Raw genomic sequence first — 23,275 nt, 5'->3', positions numbered from 1 at the left:
ATTATTAACTAGATAAAAATGTATAAACAGTACAAAAATGTAAGCGCCATCGCACTGAGTATGGCATTATTAGCAAGTTGTTCGAAGGACGTTCGCCAGGCGGATGGACCTGCCGGGATGAACCTGAGCGATGGAACAACCAGTATTAGCTATGACAAAGGGGCTTTGGCCAAGCAAATGAACAGCTTGAACCAAGCCATCAGCTTTGTTAGACCGGCAGCAAGCCAAAGCGGTTTTAAGGCTACAGCCATGGCCAAAAAGGCCATTGCCGATTACCAACCTTCGGCAACAGGACCAACGATTGAAGGCAACCAAACGGTAACCTTGGATAGCAAAAACCCGATCTACGTGGTGGCTAAAGGAAAAACCTTCTCGGGAACCATTAACTTTAATTATGGCCAAGGAAAGATTATTGTCTTGGGTACTTTTAACGGAAATGTGAATTTACAAGGCAATGGATTATTAGAAGTAGGGCCAGGTGCTACTTTTGCGCCAAACTCCTTCAATGTAAACGATGCTGCATGTACCATTAACAACTACGGTGCTATTGAATTAAAAGCAGGATCTATCCAAGGGGAATGGAACAACTACAACCAGGTAACCTTCCTAGGCCATGAGAATTTAAATTCTGGCGGTAAATTCAACAACTACTGTATGGTAGTTTTTGCCGGAACAAACAGTATCAATTCCAGCATTAGCAACTACAGCCACTTGCAATTCCAAAATGGAATAAGCATGAACAGCAGTGCCAGCATCATCAATATGGATCAATCGTACATGGAAGTAACAGGAGGCCGTATTGATATCAACGGAAAAATCCAAGGTGGAACAAACGCCTTCGCTCGTTTGGATTTTAAAAATATTACCCGCGGTAATTTAAACGGAGGTAACTTATTTACCGATTTGTTAGACGTTAATTTTACAGGAGTTTCTCAAGCGGACCAAGATGCTATTGCAGCTAAATTCAAAGCCAATGAGGTAACGAAAAATCAAAATGTCTATATCCCAGCCAACGGTTGTACCCCTGCATTAGGCGCAAGTGTTTGTTTGGATGAGAAATTAACGCTTACAATGGTAGGGAAGTTAAGTAGTCCTAAAATTGAAAATGTAAGTTTAAGTGCAACTGACGTTCGTATTGCAGAAGATATGGCTTATATCTCTTACCATACCAATGATTCGCTATACGGAGATCTTCCTTATGGAGCCATCAATATTGTTGATTTAAAAGACCGTACGGCACCAGTTCTTCTTAATCAGGCTACCTTTAAAACCGTTGAATTTAACGGTATTGAGGTAAGTACAGATAAATTATTTGCTACCGGACAGGCTAAATCTGGTGCGAAATTGGTTAATGCACCTATTCAAGCTGGGGCAATGGCCGTAACAGATCTAAGCCAGATTTCTCAACGTAGTTTACCTGGAACTTCCGCTAAGAATAGTGTTTTATTGAACGACAAGTTATGGGTGGTTAGCAGTGGTAACCAAGGAGGTCTATTAGGCTTGAACGTATTAAACGCCTATGAAGTATTAGATCAAATTGCCATCAATGGTCGTGCAAAATACGTCGCTAAAAACGATTTGTACCAAGCCTTTTTTGCTGTAGAATCTGAGCAAGCGTATTTGCGTATTGCAAAACTTGATGGTTCTGGGTCTATTGAAAAGCGCTATCCTAACTTGAAGCAAGTGACGATGGAAGGTAAAAACACCATGGCTTTGGATAAGGAATATGCATACCTCGCATTAAGTGATCGTGGCGTTGCTAAAATTCGCCTGAGCGATGGTGCTGAGATGAATACTTTCGTGCCAAAAGATTACCGCGTAAATGGTTCTAAAGTATTTAAAGCGGGCGGATTAACCAATGCCGTAGCGGTAGACGATTGCTATGTATACCTGGCAAATGGTAACGACGGTGTTATTGTTTTAAATAAGTACTCCTTCAATGTAGTTGGCTCCTTCAAGCTAGCCGAATCCAGCAACTTTGTCGTTGCAAAAAATAATATCCTTTTCGTTGCGACCGGTAGGGATGGTTTAAATATCATTAAAATCAACTAACCAAACCAATTTATAGGTTGATTTTGGACTGGGGGCCCGCATTCGGCTCTCAGTCTTTTTTTTGCCCTCTTGAATTGCTAACTTTACCTTATACCCACGGTCTGCAAGTCCGGCTTATTTTTCGCTAAATTAATGATGATCCTTATGAGACGATATTTCCTATTTGCCCTATTTCTATTGTTCAATTCTTCCTTAGTTACCGCCCAAAGCCATTCGGCCAAATCAATGATGGTCATGAACATGGACAAAGAGGAAACCTATAAGCAGTTACTTAAATTTGCCCAGGAGAACGATTACTTTATTACTTCGTTAAACCCGGAAGTAGGCTTCCAGCAATGGAAATACATCAGCAAAGGTAAAGGTATTCTAGCCCGCGAAAGACGCTTGTATATCAATCTCTTTCTGCATTCTGAAAAAACCAATGAACAACGCATCGACTTCCAAATTAACCTGGAAACCCAGCAAAGCACAAATGACGTTGGTGATTTTAGAAAAACCTTCAAAGATGAAGGTGTCGTGCATGAAACAGCATATTACGATGGCCTGATTCGCCTCCTAAAAACCTACTTCGACCGCATTCAAACGGAGTAAGTTTACAAGCTTTTATTTATTATCAAACTTCTATTTAAGTAAAGCAGCTATCGAAGCAGAAATTGCTTACTATTGCTTTTGCTTTGCCATTTCTTTAAGGCATTTCTACTCTTTTACACACTCCTTTCACAGCCCACTGCAAAGGGGATTGATACGGGTGAGAAAGGGGTGAGAAAGGGGTGAGGATGGGGAGGTCGGAGTAGTTAGTATTTAGTAGTTAGTATTTAGTAGTTAGTATTTAGACCTGCCGTCAAAGTGAGCTGTCATGGTATTGCCATTGTATTTGTCGTCGTGCTGTCATCGATTTGTCATCGATTTGTCATCGTGAGCGGAGTCGAACGACTGGTACGTCAATACAATCAAGAATGCCTAAAGCATTTTTTACCAACGGTTTACATAAATATTTCATTGATAGCGAAGCTAAAGGGCGAACGTTTGCTACCTCAAGTTTCAAAGTACAAGCACACCCGAACTACCCATCATCTTTCCACTAAAATCACCCTATTTATATTTTTGTTTGAATTAAACTTTTTACCCATACCTCAGTTCTAACCAATAAACTCAAATCATGCAAAAATTAGCCTTATTACTCCTTTCCATGCTGTTTTTTCAGTTTGCGACAGCGCAATCTGGTCAAATAGAACCCGATTTTTTCGGGAACTTAGTTTATAGCCGTCCCGACCGTTCCTATGAGGCGAAATTGGAGCGTAATATTTTCAATGATCTACTGTTTAGCGACTCCAGGAATAACAAAGAGACTTATGAAAGTAGGTACTTGGATAAGTATTTTCCAGGCATACAGCAAGACCGTAAAAAACAGACGCATTTGTTTCAGCAATTGATTTACCAGCATCGGCGAAACCAAGGCTATCAAATTAGCTATAGCATTGATATTTTTGGGAAGGAAATAGTAAAGGATAATCAAGGCAAGGCAACGGAATCGGGGGTAGATATCTTCGGTAATGAATATTATACCGATATAAATACCGGTGGCAAGGCGAGTATTAAAAAGAATATATTCGATTTTTGGGAATACGAAGAAAACGGCGATAAAGCCTGGTTGGATAAAGATATTTTTAACAAATGGTCTTATGAAGATAGCTTTGGCAATAAGCTAGAATTTGCGCCAAAAACCTGGTCGCGCTTGCAACGGAAATTAGGAAGTGATAAGGATATTCTTTGGTTTTTCGTAGATCAATTCTTTTATTAGGCAGGCCTTATTTTAGCAACCTAGGCAAGGTTGTACTAAGCACGATGTGCTGATTTGTTGATTCACAAAATGTTATCGATTTTTTTGTTATCAGCATTTTATTTATACATTTGCAGCGATAAATAATTTTTTAACCCTTTAAAAAGACGAAGAGATGTTTGAATCTGATTTCACTACGCTAGCTTTTACAGCAAATGGATTTGCTGGAGCGATCCTTCGTGCTTTATTCCTTTCGTAATTTACCATACGTTATATGAATAAAAGCCCGAAGCACATTCGGGCTTTTGTCTGTTATTCCCTTTTTTAAGCTGTGTTGGCAGATTGCCAAATAAGCCCTTCTTGGAAAACGAAGAGCCCGAATCAATTTGTACTACCTCTAGGGTTGAAATAACCCGAGGGGCAGTTTTTTATGATGTTAACAAATAGATCATGGGAAGTAAACTTTCTGGGAAGGACTTAATAAAATTAGGCTTTCCGCAAACAAATGCTATCAATATTGCCTTAGGGCAAATTGCGCGCTATCGGAAGCGCGATAAAAAGGAACGAATCTTAATGGAGGCGAAGGAGGTGTTAGTACATCCGGAGCAATTTATGGGGCATGGTACCTGGGGGAAATTGGCTGAGGGATTAATCAAGCCGGTGGAAGTCAGGATGCAACAACTGTTGGCTCAGCGCGTTCCATTTACCATTTTTGGTGAAAATGAAATTGATGAACAAGCGAAACGGCAGCTTTATGATGCCTTGAAGTTGCCTATTGCCGTGCAGGGGGCGTTAATGCCGGATGCGCATGCCGGTTATGGCCTGCCGATTGGTGGCGTTTTGGCGACCAACAATGCAGTCATTCCTTATGCCGTAGGCGTTGATATTGGCTGCCGGATGAGTTTGTCGGTTTTTGATTTGCCGGCTAGCTTTATGAAAGGGAAGGACTTTCAGCTGCGCAATATTTTAAAAGAGCATACCGCTTTTGGGCCCTATGAAGTACAGAAAACAAAGGCGGAGCATGCGGTATTGGATGATCCTCGCTTTCGCGATTTGCCACTTTTGAAATCCTTGCGCGCCAAGGCCTACAAGCAATTGGGCTCTTCTGGATCTGGAAATCATTTTGTGGAATTTGGCAGCGTTCAGCTATTAGCCGATCGGCCCGATCTGCAGTTGGGCAAAGGGGAATACCTGGCCTTGCTTTCGCATAGTGGCTCGCGTGGCTTGGGTGCTCAAGTTGCCAAGCATTATTCCTACTTGGCTCAAAAGCAATGTCCGCTGCCTAAGCAGGTGCAACAATTAGCCTGGCTCGATTTGGATACCCATGATGGGCAAGAGTATTGGTTGGCGATGAACTTGGTAGCTGATTATGCGAAGGCTTGCCATGACGATATCCATCGTCGGATTGCCAAAGCCTTAGGAACAAGGGTATTGGCCAACATCGAGAACCACCATAACCTCGCTTGGAAGGAACTTGTCTCAGGGGAGGAATGTATTGTGCATCGAAAAGGGGCAACGCCAGCATCAGCAGGAACTTTGGGTATTATTCCGGGCTCTATGGCTTCGCCAGGCTTCCTGGTGGAGGGGAAAGGAAATCCGCTAAGCTTGCAATCGGCGTCCCATGGTGCGGGTCGGCTGATGTCTCGCGGTGCTTGTAAAGAGAAGCTTTCGCGCGCGGCGATGTCAAATTCATTGCAAGAGGCCGGGATTACTTTAATTGGAGGGACGTTGGATGAAGCGCCGATGGCCTATAAGGATATCCATAAGGTGATGCAATTGCAAGAGGAGTTAGTAAGCGTTATCGGTGTATTTTCGCCGAAGATTGTTAGAATGGATAAATAGGAAGGTGATGAAAAAGACGATAGAAATTAGCGCAGGACGTGGTCCTAAAGAGTGCAATTATGCCGTGGAGCAGGTTTTTAAACGCTTGCAAGCCGAGGCTTCCGAAAGGGGGATATCTGTGCAAATGCTGAGCCAGCTGATGCAGGATGGCTTGCCGAGTTCGATCCGTTGTGAGTTGCACGGACCGGATGTAGCTGCCTTCTGCCAGCAATGGGTAGGAAGCATCCTGTGGATCTGTGCAAGCCCTTTTCGACCGAACCATGCCCGTAAGAATTGGTTTGTTGCTGTTCATGCGTTGGAAAGCAGCCCGGAAAGGCTGAAGTTTTCGGAAAAGGATGTGGAGTTTCAGACTATGCGCAGTGGGGGAGCTGGTGGACAGCATGTGAATAAAGTGAGTTCAGCCGTTCGAGCAATTCATAAACCCTCGGGTTTGATGGTTCAGGTGATGGATAGCCGGTCGCAGTTGCAAAATAAGCAATTGGCCTTGCAACGCTTGCAGGAGAAAATTGCTGCAGGCTTTGATGAGGATAAGCTAGAGTTAAAGCGGAAACAGTGGGAACAACAAGTTCAATTGGACCGCGGGAACCCGAAGCGTACCTTTGAAGGGTTGCGTTTTAAGGAGAAAGGCCGTTAAGCGCGGGTTGTATGGTAGGGAAACAGAGGTTGTTTCCCTACTTTGTTTCAATCCTAATAGTTAGTCTGGCAAATAATTATTACCAAGGAAGATTGTTGTGTTACAAAGAGTTTATAAAGTTTCGGTTATTATCTATAATATTTTCTTTTTTGTTAGTTAATCTCTTGGTTTTTTGAAAATCATTTTTACCTTCGTAATAGGTAACCCTTATAAACTATATTAAAACTAAATTTATATGAATTCAAGAAATCAGTATGGCTGTTTTTTTTAGAAGAACTTCGTGTACGTGCACGGTTATTGTAATTAATAGTATGAGCTAATTGAATAGGGTAAATTCTCCAATTTTTCCTATTCCATTTAAAACCAATTTAAAAATTATGATTAAAGTAACAAACGCTATGAAAATAGGCTCTGGCCTATTGTTTATGTGCTTAATCTTTCCTGTTTGGCTTTGTGGACAACAGTTAAGGAACATTCGTGGAAATATCATCGATGGTATTTCTAAGAAGCCTTTAGTTGGTGCATTGGTAAAAGTTAAAGGAACCAATCGAAGCATAAGCAGTGTTGAATTAGGTCGATTTGAAATTAAGGCCGCAACTGGAGAATCCTTGGAAATTTCTTTTATTGGCTATCATGGCAAGACAGTTGTCATTGGGAACAGTAGTACGTATAATGTTTCCCTTGAACCCTTAGAGCAAAATTTGGATGAAGTGGTTGTGGTAGGCTATGGGCAACAAATCAGCAAGCAAGATTTGACCGGTGCTGTATCGCAAGTGAAAATGAAGGATATTGAAAAAGCTCCGGTTCCTAATATTGATCAAGCTTTGCAAGGTAGAGTGGCTGGTGTTCAGGTTTCAGGCACTGATGGCCAACCGGGTGAAGGCCTCAATATTGTTATCCGAGGTGGAAATTCGTTGACACAGGATAATTCTCCTTTGTATGTTGTAGATGGATTCCCAATGGAGGATTTTGCAAGTTCTTCATTGAACCCGGATGATATTGAATCGATAAGTATTTTGAAAGATGCTTCTTCCACCAGTATTTATGGTGCTCGGGGAGCCAATGGCGTGGTGCTGATTGAAACAAAAAAAGGTAAAATTGGTGCTCCTGTTATCACCTTTAATAATTCATTAGGTGTTCAACAAGTACAGAAAACCATTGAAATGATGAATCCTTATGAGTTTGTGAAATATCAGACCGAGATGAATATGGCCAATGCCAAGTCGATGTACTTGGATTCGATGAATCGTACTTTGGAAGATTATAGAGAGATGGAAGGTATCGATTGGCAAGATCAAGTGTTTAGGAATTCGCTTAATCGGATTCATAATTTAGGGATACGTGGAGGCACCGGACAAACCAAATATGCCATATCCGGTTCAGCTAATGATCAAAATGGGATAATCATCAATACGGGTTATCAACGCTATCAAGGTCGTATGAATTTAGATCAAGCAATCGGTCAAAAGTTGAAGGTAGGCTTAGGTGCGAATTATACCCGTCGTAAAACATTTGGAGGCGTTATCCGGGAATCTGATGGTGCTACCATCACTTCATATTTAATGAGTAGGGTTTGGGCATATCGGCCCATTAGTGGTTCTGGCAGTAATTTGCTGGAAGAGGATATGGATGCGGATGCGGAGAACCAATACGATGCACGTTTTAATCCTGTGGTTACCCAAAACAACGCCTATAATCTAAAGTATTACACTGACTTTATGACCAATGGATATATCGATTATCGTATTATCCCAGAATTGAATTTTAAGAGCACCTTGATTTTCTCATCAAATAACTTTCAATTTGATGATTTTTATAGTTCAAAAACTCCTCAAGGAACAAACATTAGTTACTTTAATAGCAAGGGAGTAAATGCTGCGGTAAATAACGGTGAACGAAAAACCTTTTCGACAAACAATACCCTGCATTACAATAAAACTTTTAACAAAGTACATAAGGTATATGGCTTAGCGGGTATTGAGTTACAGACATCGAATTACAAATCATATGGTTTTTCTGTACAGCAATTGCCTAATGAAAAACTGGGAATGGCTGCAGTAAAACAAGGTCTTCCATTAGATATTCGATCAATCTGGACTGAGTATTCTCTGTTTTCATTTTTTGGTCGAGTAGATTATAGTTATAAATCGAAGTATATTTTAACCGGTACATTGCGTGCAGACGGATCGTCTAAATTTTCTCCGGAGAACAGATGGGGTTATTTCCCTGCGGCAGCTGTGGCATGGAATATTCATCAAGAAGATTGGTTCAAAGGTCAAAAACTTGTCAATACGGCCAAGATTCGCATGAGTTATGGTATGAATGGGAATAACCGCATTGGTGAATACACCAGGTATCCGATGATTTCCCTACCTGTTGGTAATGCCTATTCTTGGGGGAATGAAAGCCCTACACTAGGTGCGGTAATGACCAGCTTGCCATCTCAAGGCATTAAATGGGAAACCACTGAAAATGTAGACATGGGTTTGGATTTAAGTTTTTTCAAAGGCCGTTTAGAAGTTATTGTAGATCTCTACCGTAAAAATACACGGGATTTGTTGATGAATACCCAAATCCCAACTAGCCAGGGTTTTTCTTTCGCGATGAAAAATATAGGTTCAATTCGGAATGAGGGCTTAGAATTGACATTAAGCTCGACCAATTTAAAAAAGAAAGATTTTACCTGGACGACTGATTTCAATATCAGTTTTAATCGGAGTAAGATCTTGTCGTTAAATGGTGATCAGGATAAATTATTGAGTTTCCCAAGCTTCATCAGTCAGTATGGTGCCAATCCTCTTTATATTTCTGAGGTTGGACGTCCAGTAGGCATGTTTTATGGATTGGTGTGGGAAGGGACTTATAAGTACGAAGATTTCGATAGCCCGAATCCTAATGTGTATACCTTGAAGAATACCGTTCCGAATAATGGAACCTCGAATGTTGCACCTGGGGATGTAAAATACCGTGATATCAATGGTGATTTTACCATTGATAATAAAGATTTAACCATTATCGGTCGTGGACTTCCGATTCATATTGGAGGTATAAACAATCAATTTACTTATAAAGGGTTAAGCTTAGCGGTATTCTTTCAATGGTCTTACGGGAATGATGTTTACAATGCCAACCGTTTGCATTATGAAGGAAATGGAAATGTGCGCACGAATTTAAATCAATATGCATCTTATGCAGATCGTTGGTCTCCGGAAAATCCGGACTCCGATATTTTCCGTGCAAATGGGCAGGGGGTAATCGGCTGGCACTCCTCTCGAGTATTAGAAGATGGATCTTATATACGTTTAAAAACGGTTTCTTTAGATTATTTAATTCCAGTACGCTGGGTAAAAGCTGCGAAATTGAAGGGCTTATCTATTGGCGTGGCTGGGCAAAATTTAATTACTTGGACAAAGTATTCGGGAATGGATCCTGAAGTTTCTGTGCGAAATGCAACTTTAATGCCTGGATTTGATTTTTCAGCATATCCGATGGCAAGAACCATCGTGGGAACTTTAAAAGCAACCTTTTAATCGATAGTTATGAAAAATAGAATTATTTATTTGCTAATAGGTCTTATAAGTATGATGAATGCGTCATGCAATAAGTTTTTAGATAAAGGGCCTTATGATTTATCGCCTGAAGGCTATTATGAAACTGAAAAAGAATTAACAGCCGGACTAGCTGCTGTTTATGATCGATTGGCGAATGTTTACGGCTCAATTTGGCTTTATCGTTTGGGGATGGAAGGGGATGAAGGATATTATGCGCGAAATAATTTACCTCAAGGGCCTCAGAATTTTAATTATTCAGCTTCACATAATGATATTGCCTCCATTTGGAGAACTTTATATGAAGGTGTCTTTCGGGCCAATCTGCTAATTGAAAATATAGATAGAAATACGACTATCAATGCGGATTTTCGTAATCAGGTTCGTGGTGAAGCACATGCGTTGCGAGGTTATTTTTATTTCCTATTGGTTCAGCAATACGGAGGCGTGCCTTTAATTTTACAAGCCACCAAAGATTCAAATGAAAATATGGATATACCGCGTGCTTCCGCAAAAGAAGTGTATGACCAGGTGTTATTGGATTTTAATACAGCTGAACCATTGGTGGCGAATATTACCAGTATTAAGCATGGAGGTCGTATAAGTAAATCTGCTGTGCGTGGCATGCTCGCTCGGGTATGTTTGAATATGGCAGGAGAACCCTTAAAGGATCTTTCGAAGTTTGCTGAAGCACGCGATTGGGCAGCCAAGCTAATTGATGATGCGGAGTCAGGTCACCAACTGAATCCTGATTTTACTGAGGTATTTAAGAACTATGCGCGCGATCAGTACGATATTAAAGAAAGTATTTGGGAGGTGGAATATTGGGGAAATCGGACGGATACCTATACCGAAACGGGTTTTGTAGGGTTTGCAAATGGCCCAATTACCAGCAATGCATTAACAGGAAATGGGTTTGGTGGCGTAAAGGTTACGGCGAAGTTATATTTCAAGTATCAAGAAGGAGATGAACGACGAGATTGGACCATCGCGAATTTTAATTATGTGAATTCAGGCCCTGAGGGTAATAAAGTAATGATAGCCTCGGTGTTAGAACCGGCCATTTATAATAGAGAAGTAGCAAAATGGAGGCGTGAATATGAAACCTTAAAACCAAAAGCAACAGGGCAAACGCCGCAGAACTTTCCGCTATTACGATTCTCGGATGTGTTATTGATGTATGCTGAGGCTGATTTTTATGCCCAAAATCAAAATGTCACTACTAAGGCGTTGGAGTATGTAAATATGGTCCGCCGCCGTGCATTTGGAAAATATAAACCTGAAGCAATAGATATTCATGCATTCGATTTGCCTGCGAGTATAGAGCCATCAGAATTTGAATTACAAATACGAGATGAACGCATGCGAGAATTAGCATTTGAAGAAATGCGAAAAGCAGATTTGATTCGCTGGGGTGTTTTTATCCAGGAAATGAAAGCAGTTTCTGACCGGATGGATGTAGTAGTGCCCAACACCTCGAACCTGTATGCAAAAGAGCGGTTTTTAAATGCGCAACAAGAACGCCACTTAATTTGGCCAATTCCTGCAATTGAAATGACAATGAACAAAGCTATGGTGCAAAACCCAGGCTGGTAAATTATTTTATCATGAAAAGAATAGGTTTATATCTAATATTACTAGCCACAGTTTGTGGCTGTAAAGATGTTCTGGATGCAGAAATGCCTTCAGATTTCACGGTGACAAGTCTAAAAAATACGTATAGAGTTGGTGAGGAAGTTGAATTTTTATTATCCGGAAATCCAAAGATTGTAAATTTCTACTCAGGCGAATTTGGAAATAATTACGACTCGATAGGAGGTCGGAAAATTCCACCAGGTAAAATTGAATTTTCTTTTAGTTTGAGATACAATTATCCGACGAGAACTCCTTCCGCGTTCTTTGTTTTGGCTTCTTCGGACTTTAACGGTGAACGCAATTCTTTTGAGGCTATAAAGGCAGCCACCTGGACCGATATAACGAGTCGTTGTGTTATTAAAAAAGAGGATGCTTATATTTCATCAGGGAAGGTTGATGTTTCTGATTTAGTGGTGAAAGACAAGCCATTGTATTTTGCATACAAGTATGTTTTCGATCCGACGAAGGGTTCTGTGGGTGCCGTAATGTGGATAAATTCGGTGCAAGTAACTTCAGAAACAGAGAATGGAAAATTAAATTTAAGTTCAACCTTAATAAATGATTTCTTATCTTACTCTACCGGGAACCCGGATAAAAATCCGATTCGTTCGGATAACCGATCCAGCAACTTAGTTATGTGGAGTAATGCGCCGACTGCCGTTGTAGACGGCAAAGAATACACGAATAAAACCTATACCGAAGAATACTTTGTCAGCAAGGGATATCCAGTGTCGGCCGTGCTAGATGCAGGACCGGATAAACCGATTACTATTAAATCTTATTCAGACGCGCGGCTAAAAAGTTATAAGTATGCTTTTAAAAGGCCGGGAGTATATAAGGTGGTTTTTGAAGGGATAAACCCGACCATTCAAAAAGAAGAACGAGTAATGCATGAAGTTCATCTTACAGTGGAAGATTAATGGCACTAATTATTATTCTATGAAATACATAACCTCCATTTTATTTATCGGCTTATTTGCCTTGACAAACAAGCCCTTACACGCGCAAATTTCAACCAGTGGCATTGATGTTAAGGCGCCAGTTGCCGAGCAAACTAAAAAAGGCGATACGCTACTCATGACCTTATCTAATGAGAATTGGCAATATAAGCTGGGTGAACCTATTCGCTATGATATCAGCTGGAGCGGCGATGCCAAAGATTTGGCTGCGGTTCGCTACAGCATCGGTCCTGAGAAGATGAAGGCGGTGAAATCGGGGGAGCTGGTTTTGAAAAATGGTAAAGGCAGCATTGATATTGAGGGGGTGAATTCACCATCTTTTATACGCGGGGAGGCCAAGCTAGCCGTGAATGGAAAGGAGTATGTTGCGATTGCTACGGCAGCCGTTAGTGCGGAAGCTATTCAACCAACGGTGAAGGAGCCGCAGGATTTTGATCAGTTCTGGGCGGCGGCCATTAAGCAGTCCAAATCTAGGGGTTTGGAAACCAAGATGACGCCAATGGGAAATAATGGTTCTACCTTGGTGGATGTTTTTCAGGTGGAATATAGCTTTGAAAATGATGGCGCCAAGAAATTCTATGGCGTATTATGCGTCCCGAAAAAAGTGGGAAAATATCCGGCCATCTTGCGCCTTCCGGGAGCAGGGTGGGTGCCACTGTCTGGCGATATTAAAACCGCCGAAGAGGGCTATATAACATTTAGTGTATACATACATGGGCATCCGGTGAATAAGGATTTAGCCTATTATAAAGGCTTGCAGGAGAACGAACTAAAGGATTATCAGTTTAAAGGAACTAGCGATCGGGATAGCTTTTATTATAAAAATGTGATTTTAGGCTGTGTGCGGGCGGCGGATCTTATCTACTCTCTTCCGGAGTTTGATGGTGAAAACCTGATGGCCTGGGGATCTAGCCAAGGAGGAGCCTTATCCATCATTACGACTTCCTTGGAACCAAGGATTAAACGCTCGGTAGCCTTATGCCCGGCTATGTGCGATTATACAGGTTATTTGCACGGGCGCGCCGGTGGCTGGCCACATTATTTTGCGAAGCCAATTGAAACTGAAAAGCAGAAACAGGACATGATTAAAACCCTGGCCTATTATGATGTGGTGAACTTTGCCAAGCGCATTCAGGTGCCTATGTATTTCTCTTGGGGATTTAATGATGAAACCACGCCGCCTACTTCTTTTTATGCGGCATACAATCAAGTGAAACCAACGAAACAATTATTTATTATCAAAGAAGGCTTCCACCGGATTTACCCGCAGCAGGTGGAGAAAACCTACGGCTGGTTAAAGAGCCAGGTGAAGCCCATAAAGTAAATTTTAACCTAAACCAATGAATGCTAGAAGGAATATAATTAAAAGTCTGGGTGTGGGTATGCTGCTTGCCGGAACGGCGGGTGTGGCCTCTGCGAAGGATGACAAAGAAAAACAAGAAGGCGAAATCAAGGTATTTCCTACGGTTGCTGCCATGTTGCGCAATAAGCGCTTACAGGCCGGTCAATTCGTCTATACCCAAGGGTATTTTCAGGCCGGTGATGGGGGACATGCCAGCTATATATTGCAGACACAATCGGATGCGTTTAAGACTGCTTTGCCCTTGGAAAACGGCTTGTTTGCACAGTTGACAGCTTTAGACGCGGTGAATTATCGCATGTTTGGTGCGAAAGGCGATGCACAATACGATGATGGTATTGCTATAAAAGCAGCACATCAGTATGCGAATGCCTATCAGCTTCCTGTACATAATTTAAATGGGGAGTTTTGGATTAAAGAAACCCACAGTATCCTGATTCAAACTTCGGTTGATTGGGGAGAGACGGTTATTCATATTGATGAAAGCTTTAATAATACCAAGGATTTTAAGTTTATCATCGGCAGTCGGCAGGAATTAAAATCCATTGACCTGGAGGCCTCGGTTAAACAGCAGCTTGTTCAGCATTTGGTTCCGGGGGTTCAGGAAATTGCAGCTTTGGCACCTTATCGGGGAAGCCTGATTTATATGGAGGATAAAAACGACCGTGTGGGTTATCGGGAAGGCGATCGTTATGGCGGTCAATCCTGGGCCAAGCAGGAGTTGTTTTTTGTGGAAGACCATGGGAAAGTGTTGGGTGATATTGCCTATGAATTTAAAGACATCAGTAGCTTTGAGGTTATTCCGGTGGATGATACTTATTTATACATGCGTGGTGGCTGTTTTGTGTTGACTGGAAATAGTACTGGCACTGGCTATACGAAGAACGGTTTTTTAATCCGTCGCTCTCGGACCATTATTGCGCAGCAGGTGGTTCGTTTGGAGCAGGGTGCTTCAGATGTGGCGATGGTGGCTCGCACGGGTTTCTACAACTTCCATAAGGTATTTGAGGTTCGCTTGGAGGATATTAAATTAATTCCATATGAGCAGGATCGGGAAGGGAAGGAGCGTGATGTGCCCATGGGCACCTATGGCATTTCGGGCGACCGCATTTTATATGGCACCTTTCGGAATGTAACCGCTGAGGGTGGCAAAGTGCACTGGGGCGTGTTCGGGACGAATATGAATAAGAATTTCTCGATTGAGCAATGTAAATTAAATCGGGTTGACGTGCATTTCCACTGTTGGAACCTGCGTATCTTAAATTCCCAGATCGGCTTTCGTGGAATTTCCGTAACAGGCGGAGGAGATTTGACGATTCAGAATTGTACTGTGGAAGGCCGGAATATCGTGAATTTTAGACGTGATTTCGGTTCTAAATGGGACGGCGATATTCGGATTTCGAATGTTCGATTTATGCCGATTGGCACATTTCAAGTTTGCTTGTTAGACCTAAACCCGGCAAACTTCAATTACCATTATCCGATAGTGCTGGGGAAATCTATTATCCTGGAGAATATTGTTGTGGATGCCTTGAAATTAACGGGGCAGCCGGAGATTTATGCGATGAGCTTACCGGTGTTTTCGAAGATGAGCCATGGCGAACGGGTTATTTTCCCTTCCTATATTGAGTTTTCTAATATCAGCTGCCGCGGGAAGCTCTCGGGATTAAAAATCTTGAATATGGTAAATCCGGAAGGTTTCTATACGGAACAACTTGGCAGTTATGATGGGATTCGCTTAGCTAGAAATGTGCGGATTAAGGTTGAGAATGTTGATCTGGAAGCCATTAAGACGGTGTTAACCTCTAAAAAGCCATATCATGTGGCGATATCGAGCGGGAATTATGCGCAAGCTGATGCGCATTCATTGTATCTGGATTTGGAGATTTCAAACTGCAAGGGACTGCTACTGCACGCCGAGCAGACTCCGATGCTACTGCAAATTCGGAATACCGATATATCTGCGCTAAGCTTTGGTGATGGGGGTAAAATGGAGGGACGCCTAACGGTGGACCAGAGCTTTATTGCTCCTGAAATAACGAAGGAGGAACAAATACAGCTGGATATGCAGGCGAGTTTAGGTGCTTTTATGAGTAATACCATTATTTATTCACCCCGTTTAAATGGGCAGTATCGGCCGGATCTATTGGGGCAGTATAGTTTTATCAAGTTGAATGGAGCCTTGCAAGGGAACCATGTGAATAGCCGTTTGGGGCCTGATATTCTAGGCTATGTAAAGCAAAAGGGAATAAAACTTACGGCTGCTTTCTTGCAAAAACTTAGCTTGCACGCAGAAGCGTATGATTAGGAAGCTGTTATTTTTTGCTATAAAAGGAAGCCCTGAATTTGTTCAGGGCTTCTTGGTAAAAACAGGTTGATTATGAAATAGGTTTTGCTTATTTCGGCATGGCTGGCAAGCTGAACCCATTGTGGTAGGTATGCTTGATCCATTCTTCTGCCGATTGAGCAGCATTTAAGGTCACGAATTGCCGGTTAAATTTCGGGTGGCCGTCTGTTACGGTGAACTCATCAACGGATACGACTTTAATTTCGTCGTTTGGTGAAATATTCGTGAAACGCATGTTTTCGCCATCCCAAAGGAGGTCGCGGTTTAAGCCTTGCAGGCGTACGGCCAGCACGCCCATGACCACCATTTCATTGAAAGGTCCGGAGAAAGCAAAGTTCGAACTTGTTTCGGTTCTGTTTTCCTTCGACTCCTTGGCGGCGCGAATCCAATCTTGCTCGTGGGCATTGGTTTTCCAGATATCGCCATTGCCACCTTTTACGCGTGGAATCCATGGCGTAGGTTTTTTGTAATCCTTCATGTTTTCAACCGGTAATAGGGTGCCATTCATGCCGTAACAACCGGTCATGATTTTTCCTTTCTTACCTACGAAAATAATACCACCGTTTTCATCACCCATCATCATGCCTGGGGTCAATTCTTTCGGGCGGTCGGGCAATAAGCCTCCATCGTACCAGTAAACATCAACCTCCGGCATTTTTACCTTGCCCATTTTCTGGCGTGCCGGGAAGGTGTATTTAACGATTTCGGCATGGGGTGGCGAGTATAAATTACTCAAGGTGGAGCTTCCGTTGACTTTGGTAGGGTATTTTAAACCTAAGGCCCAATAGATTGGATCCATAATATGGCAGGCCATATCTCCTAGGGCTCCGGTTCCAAAGTCGTACCATCCGCGCCAATTCCATGGGGTATAGACCTCATTGAAATCTCGCTGGGCAGCAGGCCCTAAGAAGAGGTTCCAATCTAAGGTTTCCGGTACAGGCATGCCGTTTTTAGGTTTCATTAATCCTTGCGGCCATATCGGTCTGTTGGTCCAGCAATGCACTTCAGTGACCTCACCGATAGCATCGGATTGGATCCATTCGGCCACTTCACGACAGCCATCAAAGGAGTTTCCTTGATTTCCCATTTGGGTGGCAACGCCGTATTCTTTGGCGAGCTTGGTCAACAGCCTGGACTCATAAACACTATGGGTTAGGGGTTTTTGCGTATAGGTATGCTTTCCAAGGGTAATGGCATGGGCAGTGACGCCGGCATGGGTATGATCTGGTGTGGCCACCATAACAGCATCGATGCTTTTTCCCATCTCGTCGAACATCTGACGCCAGTCTTTGAATCGTTTTGCATTGGGGTAATCATTAAACGTTTTGGCGGCATATTTCCAGTCGACATCACAGAGGGCGACGATGTTTTCCGTACTCATATTGCGGAGGTTTCCACGGCCCATGCCACCTACACCGACGCCGGCAATATTAAGTTTATCGCTAGGGGCGATATGGCCAAATTTCTTACCTAATACAGTGTTTGATACGATGGTAAAGCCGGTCAGCAAGCCTGCCTGCTTGATAAATTCTCTTCTTGAATTTTCTTTCATGATATATGCGGTTTATTTGATTTCACGGATTCGGATGTTTTTAAAATATACAGGGTCGCCATGGTCTTGGATACCTATCTTGCCAGATGTTGTTTTGGCGTATGGCAATTGGGCAAATTTGCTGGCCGCAATCTGTTGGTTTAAGGCTGCCGTGCCTACTTGGTATTCCAGAATGAGCTTGCCATTTAGCCAATGCTGCACCTGACCATTGTTAGAGACAATTCGTGTTTTATTCCATTGTCCGGCGGGCTTTGGTTTAGCATTATTTGGCGCCACAACGTCAGAAAGAGCACCGGTTTTCTGTTGCTCAGTCAGCTGTTGGGGATAGTTGATGTTGTCGATAATCTGAAACTCAGGACCTGTTTGATACATGTATTTGTTTTCTGGTTTTTCAACAACATAGATGAAAATACCGCTATTGCCTTTGGTTTGAATTTTCCACTCGACTTCCAATTCGAAGTTGCTGAAATCTTGGTTGGTGACAATATCGCCTTGCTTTCCAGGCGTTGATAGGATGCCGTTCTCGACCTGCCATCCGGTTTCCGCACCGCCGAGGTATTTGTGCCAGGCGGATAGGGAGTTGTTGGCGAGTAAATTGATCCATTTTCCTTTCTGCTGAGGCTTTGGCTGGCTGGAACTTTCCGCAGGGCTAGCAGCTGCTGCGATTGCTGGAGCGAAAAGAACCGCGCAGGAAAGAAGGGATCCGATGATTTTAAGCTTGTAGTTCATATTTGATTGATTAATATTAATAGCCTGGGTTTTGCGTTAAACCTGGGTTCGCATCTATTGCTGTTCTTGGAATCGGATAAATGAGATGATTATTATTAATTGCCCCACGACCAACTGGGCCGGGTATCGGATTTAGGAAGGTTCCGAATCGAATCATATCTTGACGGCTTACCAACTCCCATGCGAATTCAAATCGACGTTCTTTATAAATGTCTTGTAACGTAACGGATGTTAATAGTTTAGCAGGGTCTTCGAAAGCTCTTTTCCGAATGTCATTTACCAATTGGGTAGCTGCTGCATTATTTCCTCCAGAGCGCACAAGTGCTTCGGCTTTCATAAGGTAGATATCAGCTAATCGAAAAATAGCATAATCATTCTCCATGTTTCCATTTACACCTTTTTCAAACTCCCATTTATAACATCTAGCGCCATCTTCCTGTTCCACCTGACCCCAACCATCTGCATCTACACTGTATTTAAAAGTAAAATCTATATGGTGGATTAATGGTCTGCCATGAGCGGTCATCAAAACTTGTCCAGTCGCAGGGTCTTTCATTTCACCGATTAAAAAGGACCCTAAATACCGCTTATCGGCCTGATCAAATTCATGAACATAACCTGGCATCGCATTTATTCCATTAAAGCCTGTTGTACTTAATCCTAATGCCGTATTACTGAGGTAATGTAAGGTATGTTGCAACATAATATTCCCCCCATCAACCGTACTAAATACAATTGGGAAAATGGTTTCTTTCGAAACTTCGTTATGTACTGCGAAATTTGTCTTCCAATTGGGCTCTAAGGTGTAACCAAGCTCCATTACCTTATTGCAAGCGTTGATCGTCTCTTGCCATTTTGCTCCACCATCCGGGTTCCAAATTAGTGCATTTAAAAACATTTTTGCTAATAAAGTATAGGCAGCTCCTTGGGTCATTTTTCCATAACTGCTACTACTTACATCGGACCGTAATAAGTCTTTTACGGCATTGATTTCAGATAGAACAAATTCATAAACTTGCTTTCGGTTTGACGTTTTTGGTTTTTCTGTATTGTTGAAATCAGTAACTATTGGCACATTCCCATAATTGTCTAATAAGAAATAATACCACAATGCTCGTACTGCACGTACTTCTGCTAAAATTTGTTCTTTATTTTGTACAGAAGGATTACTGTTTACCATATGGTAAATTTGGTTGCAAGTAGAAACTCCTTGCATCATGCCGTTGTAAGAATCTGTTACATAGCGATTTCCGGATGTCCAGGTGCCAAATCTAAATTCTTTAAATAGGCCACCTTCCCAGCCATCACCACCTTTTCGAGTAGGTGTAATAGCCATATCTGAAGAGCCTTCCACCATACAGAAATAAGCGGGACTCCAAATAGGTTTTAATGCTCTGTATATTGGTGCTATGAGTGCATTGATTTCCTTTTCTTTTTGACCAAATTGATCCGCTGGAAGTTTATCATATAGTTCCTCGTCTAAGTTGGTACATGCCGACCCTCCTAAGCAAAGAAGGGCAAAAAGGCTATATTTTAATATTTTTTTCATGATGCTCAAGATCTAAAGTGTAAGGTTAAGTCCAAAAGAAATAGTTTTTGCTTTAGGGTAGTAATTTCTACCTTCCATTCCTGGTGCTAAACCGCCCATATCGACTTCTGGATCCATCCCTTTGTAGTTGGTAATTAGAAACAAGTTTTGGGCATTAACAAACAGTCTTAATCCTTTTACATATTTAATGCTATTTGCTGGTAAACGATATCCTAAAGTGGCATTATCTAATCGCAGGAAAGATCCTTTTTCGATATTGAAACTGCTGTATTTAGGGTTGTCAGTAAGCCCATTTGTTAAGGCTTCTTCGAGTACATTTCCACCAGGTAACCAAAGTGTTGTTGCATAAGCCATTCTAGAAAAGTTTAATACATCATTGCCATAGACCCCTCTTAAGAAAAATGAAAAATCAATATTTTTATAAGTAAATGAATTGGTTATTCCATATGTGAATTTTGGTTGGGCTGAACCAATATAAGTTCTGTCATCGTCGGTTAGACCTGGTTTTCCATCGATCATATCGTCAAAGATGTATTTTCCGTTTTCATCCAGACCCAAGCTTTTCCAACCAAAAAAGGTTCCTACTTCTTTTCCTTCTTCCAAAATATGGGTTGTTGTATGTGCTGCACCTCGCACAGCAGCAGATCCTAACTTAATGGAAGAGGTAGAGAAATCCTCATTGGAAAGTTTAGTGATTTTATTTTTGTTTTTAGCAAAATTGACGGAAACATTCCACGAAAAATTGTCCTTTTGAATGGCTGTACCATTTAATAGGACTTCCACACCTTTATTAGACATGGAGCCTACATTGGCAATCATGGAAGGGTATAAATAGGGTGGAACAGGCACTTGATACATGTATAACAAATCATTAGTATTTTTATTATAGTATTCGATAGTACCGCTTAACCGACTTTTTAATAAGGCGAAATCAACCCCTATATTAAACATGGCTGTTTCTTCCCATTTTAGATTAGGGTTTGCATTTTGTCCAATTTTATAGGCTTGGTACCAGCTTCCATTGTCATAGTATCGGCCACTTGATGCATATAGCTCCAAAGTTTGGTATGGGTTTAGTCCATCTTGATTTCCTATAATACCATAACCTACTCTTAATTTAAGGTCATCGAAAAGTTCCTGTTTGGCAAAAGGTTCACGAAGGATATTCCATGCAGCAGAAACAGAAGGGAAAAATCCCCATTTATGGTTTTTTCCAAACTTTGAAGACCCATCTCTCCTTACAGAAGCACTTAATACGTAGCGTTCGTCAAATGAATAATTCGCCCGTCCGAAGAAGGATATTAACTTGTTCATATTGGCTCCGGACCATACGTCACCTGCTCTTAAAACTTCTCCTGCTGCCAAATTATTGTAATCAAAGAAATCAGTAACAAATTGTCGGGACTGAGCTCCAGCATTTTGATAATAATTGTCTTCATAAGAGTAACCGCCAAGAATACTTAAGTTATGTTTACTTTCCGTATTAATTAAATATTCTAATGTTGTTTCTAACAGGTTCCTATCGTTTGTCCAAGATTGACGTGACGCAAAACCACCATCATCACGACCGCTTTCAGTTTCTGAATTATTGTATAACCCATAATCATTAGAACCTCTTTCGCGTAATAGATTTACCCTACCTATTAAATTAGAAAGGATATTGATCTTCCCTTGTGCATTTAAAAAATACCGACTTTCTTTGTTATCAATACTATTATAGGTAAGATTTCTAACAGGGTTTCCTTCGTCATAGCCTCGGCTATCAAACCACGTTCCGTCCTCATTTTTTACAGGATAAACAGGTAACATGTTATAGGCAAGAACAAAATTTCTATCGTTAGTTGGACTATAATCGCGTTGAGTTATTCCTCCGATAAGAGAAATTTCTAATTTATCGTCCATTGCTTTTTGCGTAAAAGCAAGTCTACCATTTAAGAGTTTGAGGTCGTTACCAATAGCGAGACCTTGACGATCTAAATAGTTCATAGATCCACGATAGACACTGTTGTCATTTCCACCAGAAACCGATAAACTGTGGTTTTGTGAAGCACCTGTTCTCAATATCTCATCAAACCAATCTGTATTGGCACCTTTATCTAAGCCAGATACATTTAAGTTTTTCTCTTTAACATAAGCTCTCCATCCGTCAGCAGTCAGCATTTTAGGTTTATTGCTTACTTTATCTACACCTGCATAACCTTCATAGTTGATAATAGGGGCATTAGGTTTCCCTTTTTTTGTGGTAATTAGGATAACACCGCCAGCCGACCTTGAACCATAAATTGCAGCGGCAGAGGCGTCTTTTAATACACTGATGGATTCAATGTCTTGAGGCGCAACAGAGTTTATATTTAAGCCAGGTACCCCATCAATAACAACGAAAGGCGCAGAACTACCTGTTAGGGAAGAGGTTCCTCGAAGGCGGATGGTTTCTCCTTTGCTGACATCGCCTGAACCAGAAGTAATTGTTAAACCGGGGATTTTACCTCTTAAAAGGTCTACCGCATTTCGGTTGACTCCCTTATTGAATTCTTCCTCTTTTAAATTACTTACGGATCCTGAAATCAATCTTTTGCTTTGAGTACCATAACCAACAACAACGACTTCATCTAAATTATTTATGGAAGTTTTTAATTGAATGTTTATGTTGTTTTGGTTTGCTATATTTACTTCTTGATCTAAATAGCCAATTAAGGAAATATGCAGAGTAGTTACAGATGCAGGCACAGTAAGCTCGAAACTACCATCGGCATTACTGCTTGCAGCACTGGTTGATCCTACAGCTTGTACAGTAACAGAAGCTAAAGGATTATTTTGTTCATCAGTTATTCTACCAGTAATCTTCTTTTGTTGGATTTTGGAAGTAATTTCAACTTTGATAGGATTTTTGGATTTACGAATTACAATGACACTTTTTTTGACTTCATATGTAAAAGGGAGGTTCAGAAATAGTTGGTCTAATGCCTCCTTTACAGTAGTTTGATTAAATGTGACATCGACTTTCTTTAGGCCTACAAATAATTTAGCATCATATACTAAATCATATTTTACTTCTTTACTGATTTTTAAAAGTACCTGATCAATACTTGCGTTTTTCATTTTGAATTGCAGTTGCTGGCTCAAAAGTGAGCTTGCATGTACTAAATTAAAGGCGCAAATTAAAAAGAATACTTTCATCACTAGGAGTGGTTTAAAAAAGAATAGGTAATACCTTCTTTTCCATGAAATTTTCATAATTTTGTCTGGTTTTAGTTATTAATGAATCGCATTTATTTGATGACTTATGCC

Annotated in this window: 14 protein-coding genes; 10 read left to right on the top strand and 4 right to left on the bottom strand. The window is 41.3% G+C overall.

Going from position 1 to position 23,275, the window contains the following annotated elements:
• Window positions 1-18: 18 nt before the first annotated feature.
• The 10 genes from GQF63_RS10895 (at window position 19) to GQF63_RS10850 (ending at window position 16,118) form a co-directional block, all read left to right on the top strand.
• Window positions 19-2,052 carry an LVIVD repeat-containing protein gene (locus GQF63_RS10895; protein WP_212592545.1) on the top strand — a complete coding sequence of 678 codons (2,034 nt, stop codon included), beginning with the start codon at window positions 19-21 and terminating at the stop codon, window positions 2,050-2,052.
• Window positions 2,053-2,196: 144 nt separating this feature from the next.
• Window positions 2,197-2,643 carry a hypothetical protein gene (locus tag GQF63_RS10890; RefSeq protein WP_160369260.1) on the top strand — a complete coding sequence of 149 codons (447 nt, stop codon included), beginning with the start codon at window positions 2,197-2,199 and terminating at the stop codon, window positions 2,641-2,643.
• Window positions 2,644-3,211: 568 nt separating this feature from the next.
• On the top strand, window positions 3,212-3,853 hold the full coding sequence (locus tag GQF63_RS10885) for a hypothetical protein (protein ID WP_160369259.1): 642 nt from the start codon (window positions 3,212-3,214) through the stop codon (window positions 3,851-3,853).
• Window positions 3,854-4,282: 429 nt separating this feature from the next.
• Window positions 4,283-5,674 carry an RtcB family protein gene (locus GQF63_RS10880; RefSeq protein WP_160369258.1) on the top strand — a complete coding sequence of 464 codons (1,392 nt, stop codon included), beginning with the start codon at window positions 4,283-4,285 and terminating at the stop codon, window positions 5,672-5,674.
• 7 nt (window positions 5,675-5,681) lie between these two features.
• Complete coding sequence (gene prfH, locus GQF63_RS10875) at window positions 5,682-6,308, top strand: peptide chain release factor H (protein ID WP_160369257.1); 627 nt, start codon at window positions 5,682-5,684, stop codon at window positions 6,306-6,308.
• 377 nt (window positions 6,309-6,685) lie between these two features.
• Complete coding sequence (locus tag GQF63_RS10870) at window positions 6,686-9,838, top strand: SusC/RagA family TonB-linked outer membrane protein (protein WP_160369256.1); 3,153 nt, start codon at window positions 6,686-6,688, stop codon at window positions 9,836-9,838.
• Between the two features lie 9 nt (window positions 9,839-9,847).
• The gene (locus GQF63_RS10865) at window positions 9,848-11,452 is read left to right on the top strand and encodes a RagB/SusD family nutrient uptake outer membrane protein (protein WP_160369255.1); all 1,605 of its coding nucleotides are present in this window, start codon (window positions 9,848-9,850) and stop codon (window positions 11,450-11,452) included.
• A gap of 11 nt (window positions 11,453-11,463) precedes the next feature.
• Window positions 11,464-12,411: a DUF5017 domain-containing protein gene (locus GQF63_RS10860; RefSeq protein WP_212592544.1), complete on the top strand. Its 948-nt coding sequence runs from the start codon at window positions 11,464-11,466 to the stop codon at window positions 12,409-12,411.
• 19 nt (window positions 12,412-12,430) lie between these two features.
• Window positions 12,431-13,774, top strand: a complete 1,344-nt coding sequence (locus tag GQF63_RS10855; RefSeq protein WP_212592543.1) for an acetylxylan esterase — start codon at window positions 12,431-12,433, stop codon at window positions 13,772-13,774.
• A 16-nt stretch (window positions 13,775-13,790) separates the two neighbouring features.
• The gene (locus GQF63_RS10850) at window positions 13,791-16,118 is read left to right on the top strand and encodes a hypothetical protein (protein ID WP_160369252.1); all 2,328 of its coding nucleotides are present in this window, start codon (window positions 13,791-13,793) and stop codon (window positions 16,116-16,118) included.
• An 88-nt stretch (window positions 16,119-16,206) separates the two neighbouring features.
• On the opposite strand, the gene GQF63_RS10845 is transcribed toward GQF63_RS10850, so the two are convergent.
• From GQF63_RS10845 to GQF63_RS10830, 4 genes are read right to left on the bottom strand one after another with little or no spacing between them, the layout of a single operon-like run.
• Complete coding sequence (locus GQF63_RS10845; RefSeq protein WP_160369251.1) at window positions 16,207-17,709, bottom strand: Gfo/Idh/MocA family protein; 1,503 nt, start codon at window positions 17,707-17,709, stop codon at window positions 16,207-16,209.
• A 12-nt stretch (window positions 17,710-17,721) separates the two neighbouring features.
• Window positions 17,722-18,438, bottom strand: a complete 717-nt coding sequence (locus GQF63_RS10840; RefSeq protein WP_160369250.1) for a 3-keto-disaccharide hydrolase — start codon at window positions 18,436-18,438, stop codon at window positions 17,722-17,724.
• Window positions 18,439-18,454: 16 nt separating this feature from the next.
• On the bottom strand, window positions 18,455-19,987 hold the full coding sequence (locus tag GQF63_RS10835) for a RagB/SusD family nutrient uptake outer membrane protein (RefSeq protein WP_160369249.1): 1,533 nt from the start codon (window positions 19,985-19,987) through the stop codon (window positions 18,455-18,457).
• Between the two features lie 12 nt (window positions 19,988-19,999).
• Window positions 20,000-23,164, bottom strand: coding sequence for a TonB-dependent receptor (locus GQF63_RS10830; RefSeq protein ID WP_212592542.1), 3,165 nt, complete (start codon window positions 23,162-23,164; stop codon window positions 20,000-20,002).
• Window positions 23,165-23,275 lie beyond the last annotated feature (111 nt).

Source organism: Sphingobacterium humi (genome assembly GCF_009768885.1).
GTDB lineage: Bacteria > Bacteroidota > Bacteroidia > Sphingobacteriales > Sphingobacteriaceae > Sphingobacterium > Sphingobacterium humi.
Note: the sequence above shows the minus strand (reverse complement) of the source record. Positions and strands in the feature narration are given on the sequence as shown.

Bases quoted from the DNA above. Each gene is read 5' to 3' on its own strand.
- GQF63_RS10830 (WP_212592542.1), bottom strand. From the start codon at position 23,164: ATGAAAGTATTCTTTTTAATTTGCGCCTTTAATTTAGTACATGCAAGC.
- prfH (WP_160369257.1), top strand. From the start codon at position 5,682: ATGAAAAAGACGATAGAAATTAGCGCAGGACGTGGTCCTAAAGAGTGC.
- GQF63_RS10865 (WP_160369255.1), top strand. From the start codon at position 9,848: ATGAAAAATAGAATTATTTATTTGCTAATAGGTCTTATAAGTATGATG.
- GQF63_RS10870 (WP_160369256.1), top strand. From the start codon at position 6,686: ATGATTAAAGTAACAAACGCTATGAAAATAGGCTCTGGCCTATTGTTT.
- GQF63_RS10840 (WP_160369250.1), bottom strand. From the start codon at position 18,438: ATGAACTACAAGCTTAAAATCATCGGATCCCTTCTTTCCTGCGCGGTT.
- GQF63_RS10880 (WP_160369258.1), top strand. From the start codon at position 4,283: ATGGGAAGTAAACTTTCTGGGAAGGACTTAATAAAATTAGGCTTTCCG.
- GQF63_RS10835 (WP_160369249.1), bottom strand. From the start codon at position 19,987: ATGAAAAAAATATTAAAATATAGCCTTTTTGCCCTTCTTTGCTTAGGA.
- GQF63_RS10860 (WP_212592544.1), top strand. From the start codon at position 11,464: ATGAAAAGAATAGGTTTATATCTAATATTACTAGCCACAGTTTGTGGC.
- GQF63_RS10845 (WP_160369251.1), bottom strand. From the start codon at position 17,709: ATGAAAGAAAATTCAAGAAGAGAATTTATCAAGCAGGCAGGCTTGCTG.
- GQF63_RS10895 (WP_212592545.1), top strand. From the start codon at position 19: ATGTATAAACAGTACAAAAATGTAAGCGCCATCGCACTGAGTATGGCA.
- GQF63_RS10850 (WP_160369252.1), top strand. From the start codon at position 13,791: ATGAATGCTAGAAGGAATATAATTAAAAGTCTGGGTGTGGGTATGCTG.
- GQF63_RS10855 (WP_212592543.1), top strand. From the start codon at position 12,431: ATGAAATACATAACCTCCATTTTATTTATCGGCTTATTTGCCTTGACA.
- GQF63_RS10885 (WP_160369259.1), top strand. From the start codon at position 3,212: ATGCAAAAATTAGCCTTATTACTCCTTTCCATGCTGTTTTTTCAGTTT.
- GQF63_RS10890 (WP_160369260.1), top strand. From the start codon at position 2,197: ATGAGACGATATTTCCTATTTGCCCTATTTCTATTGTTCAATTCTTCC.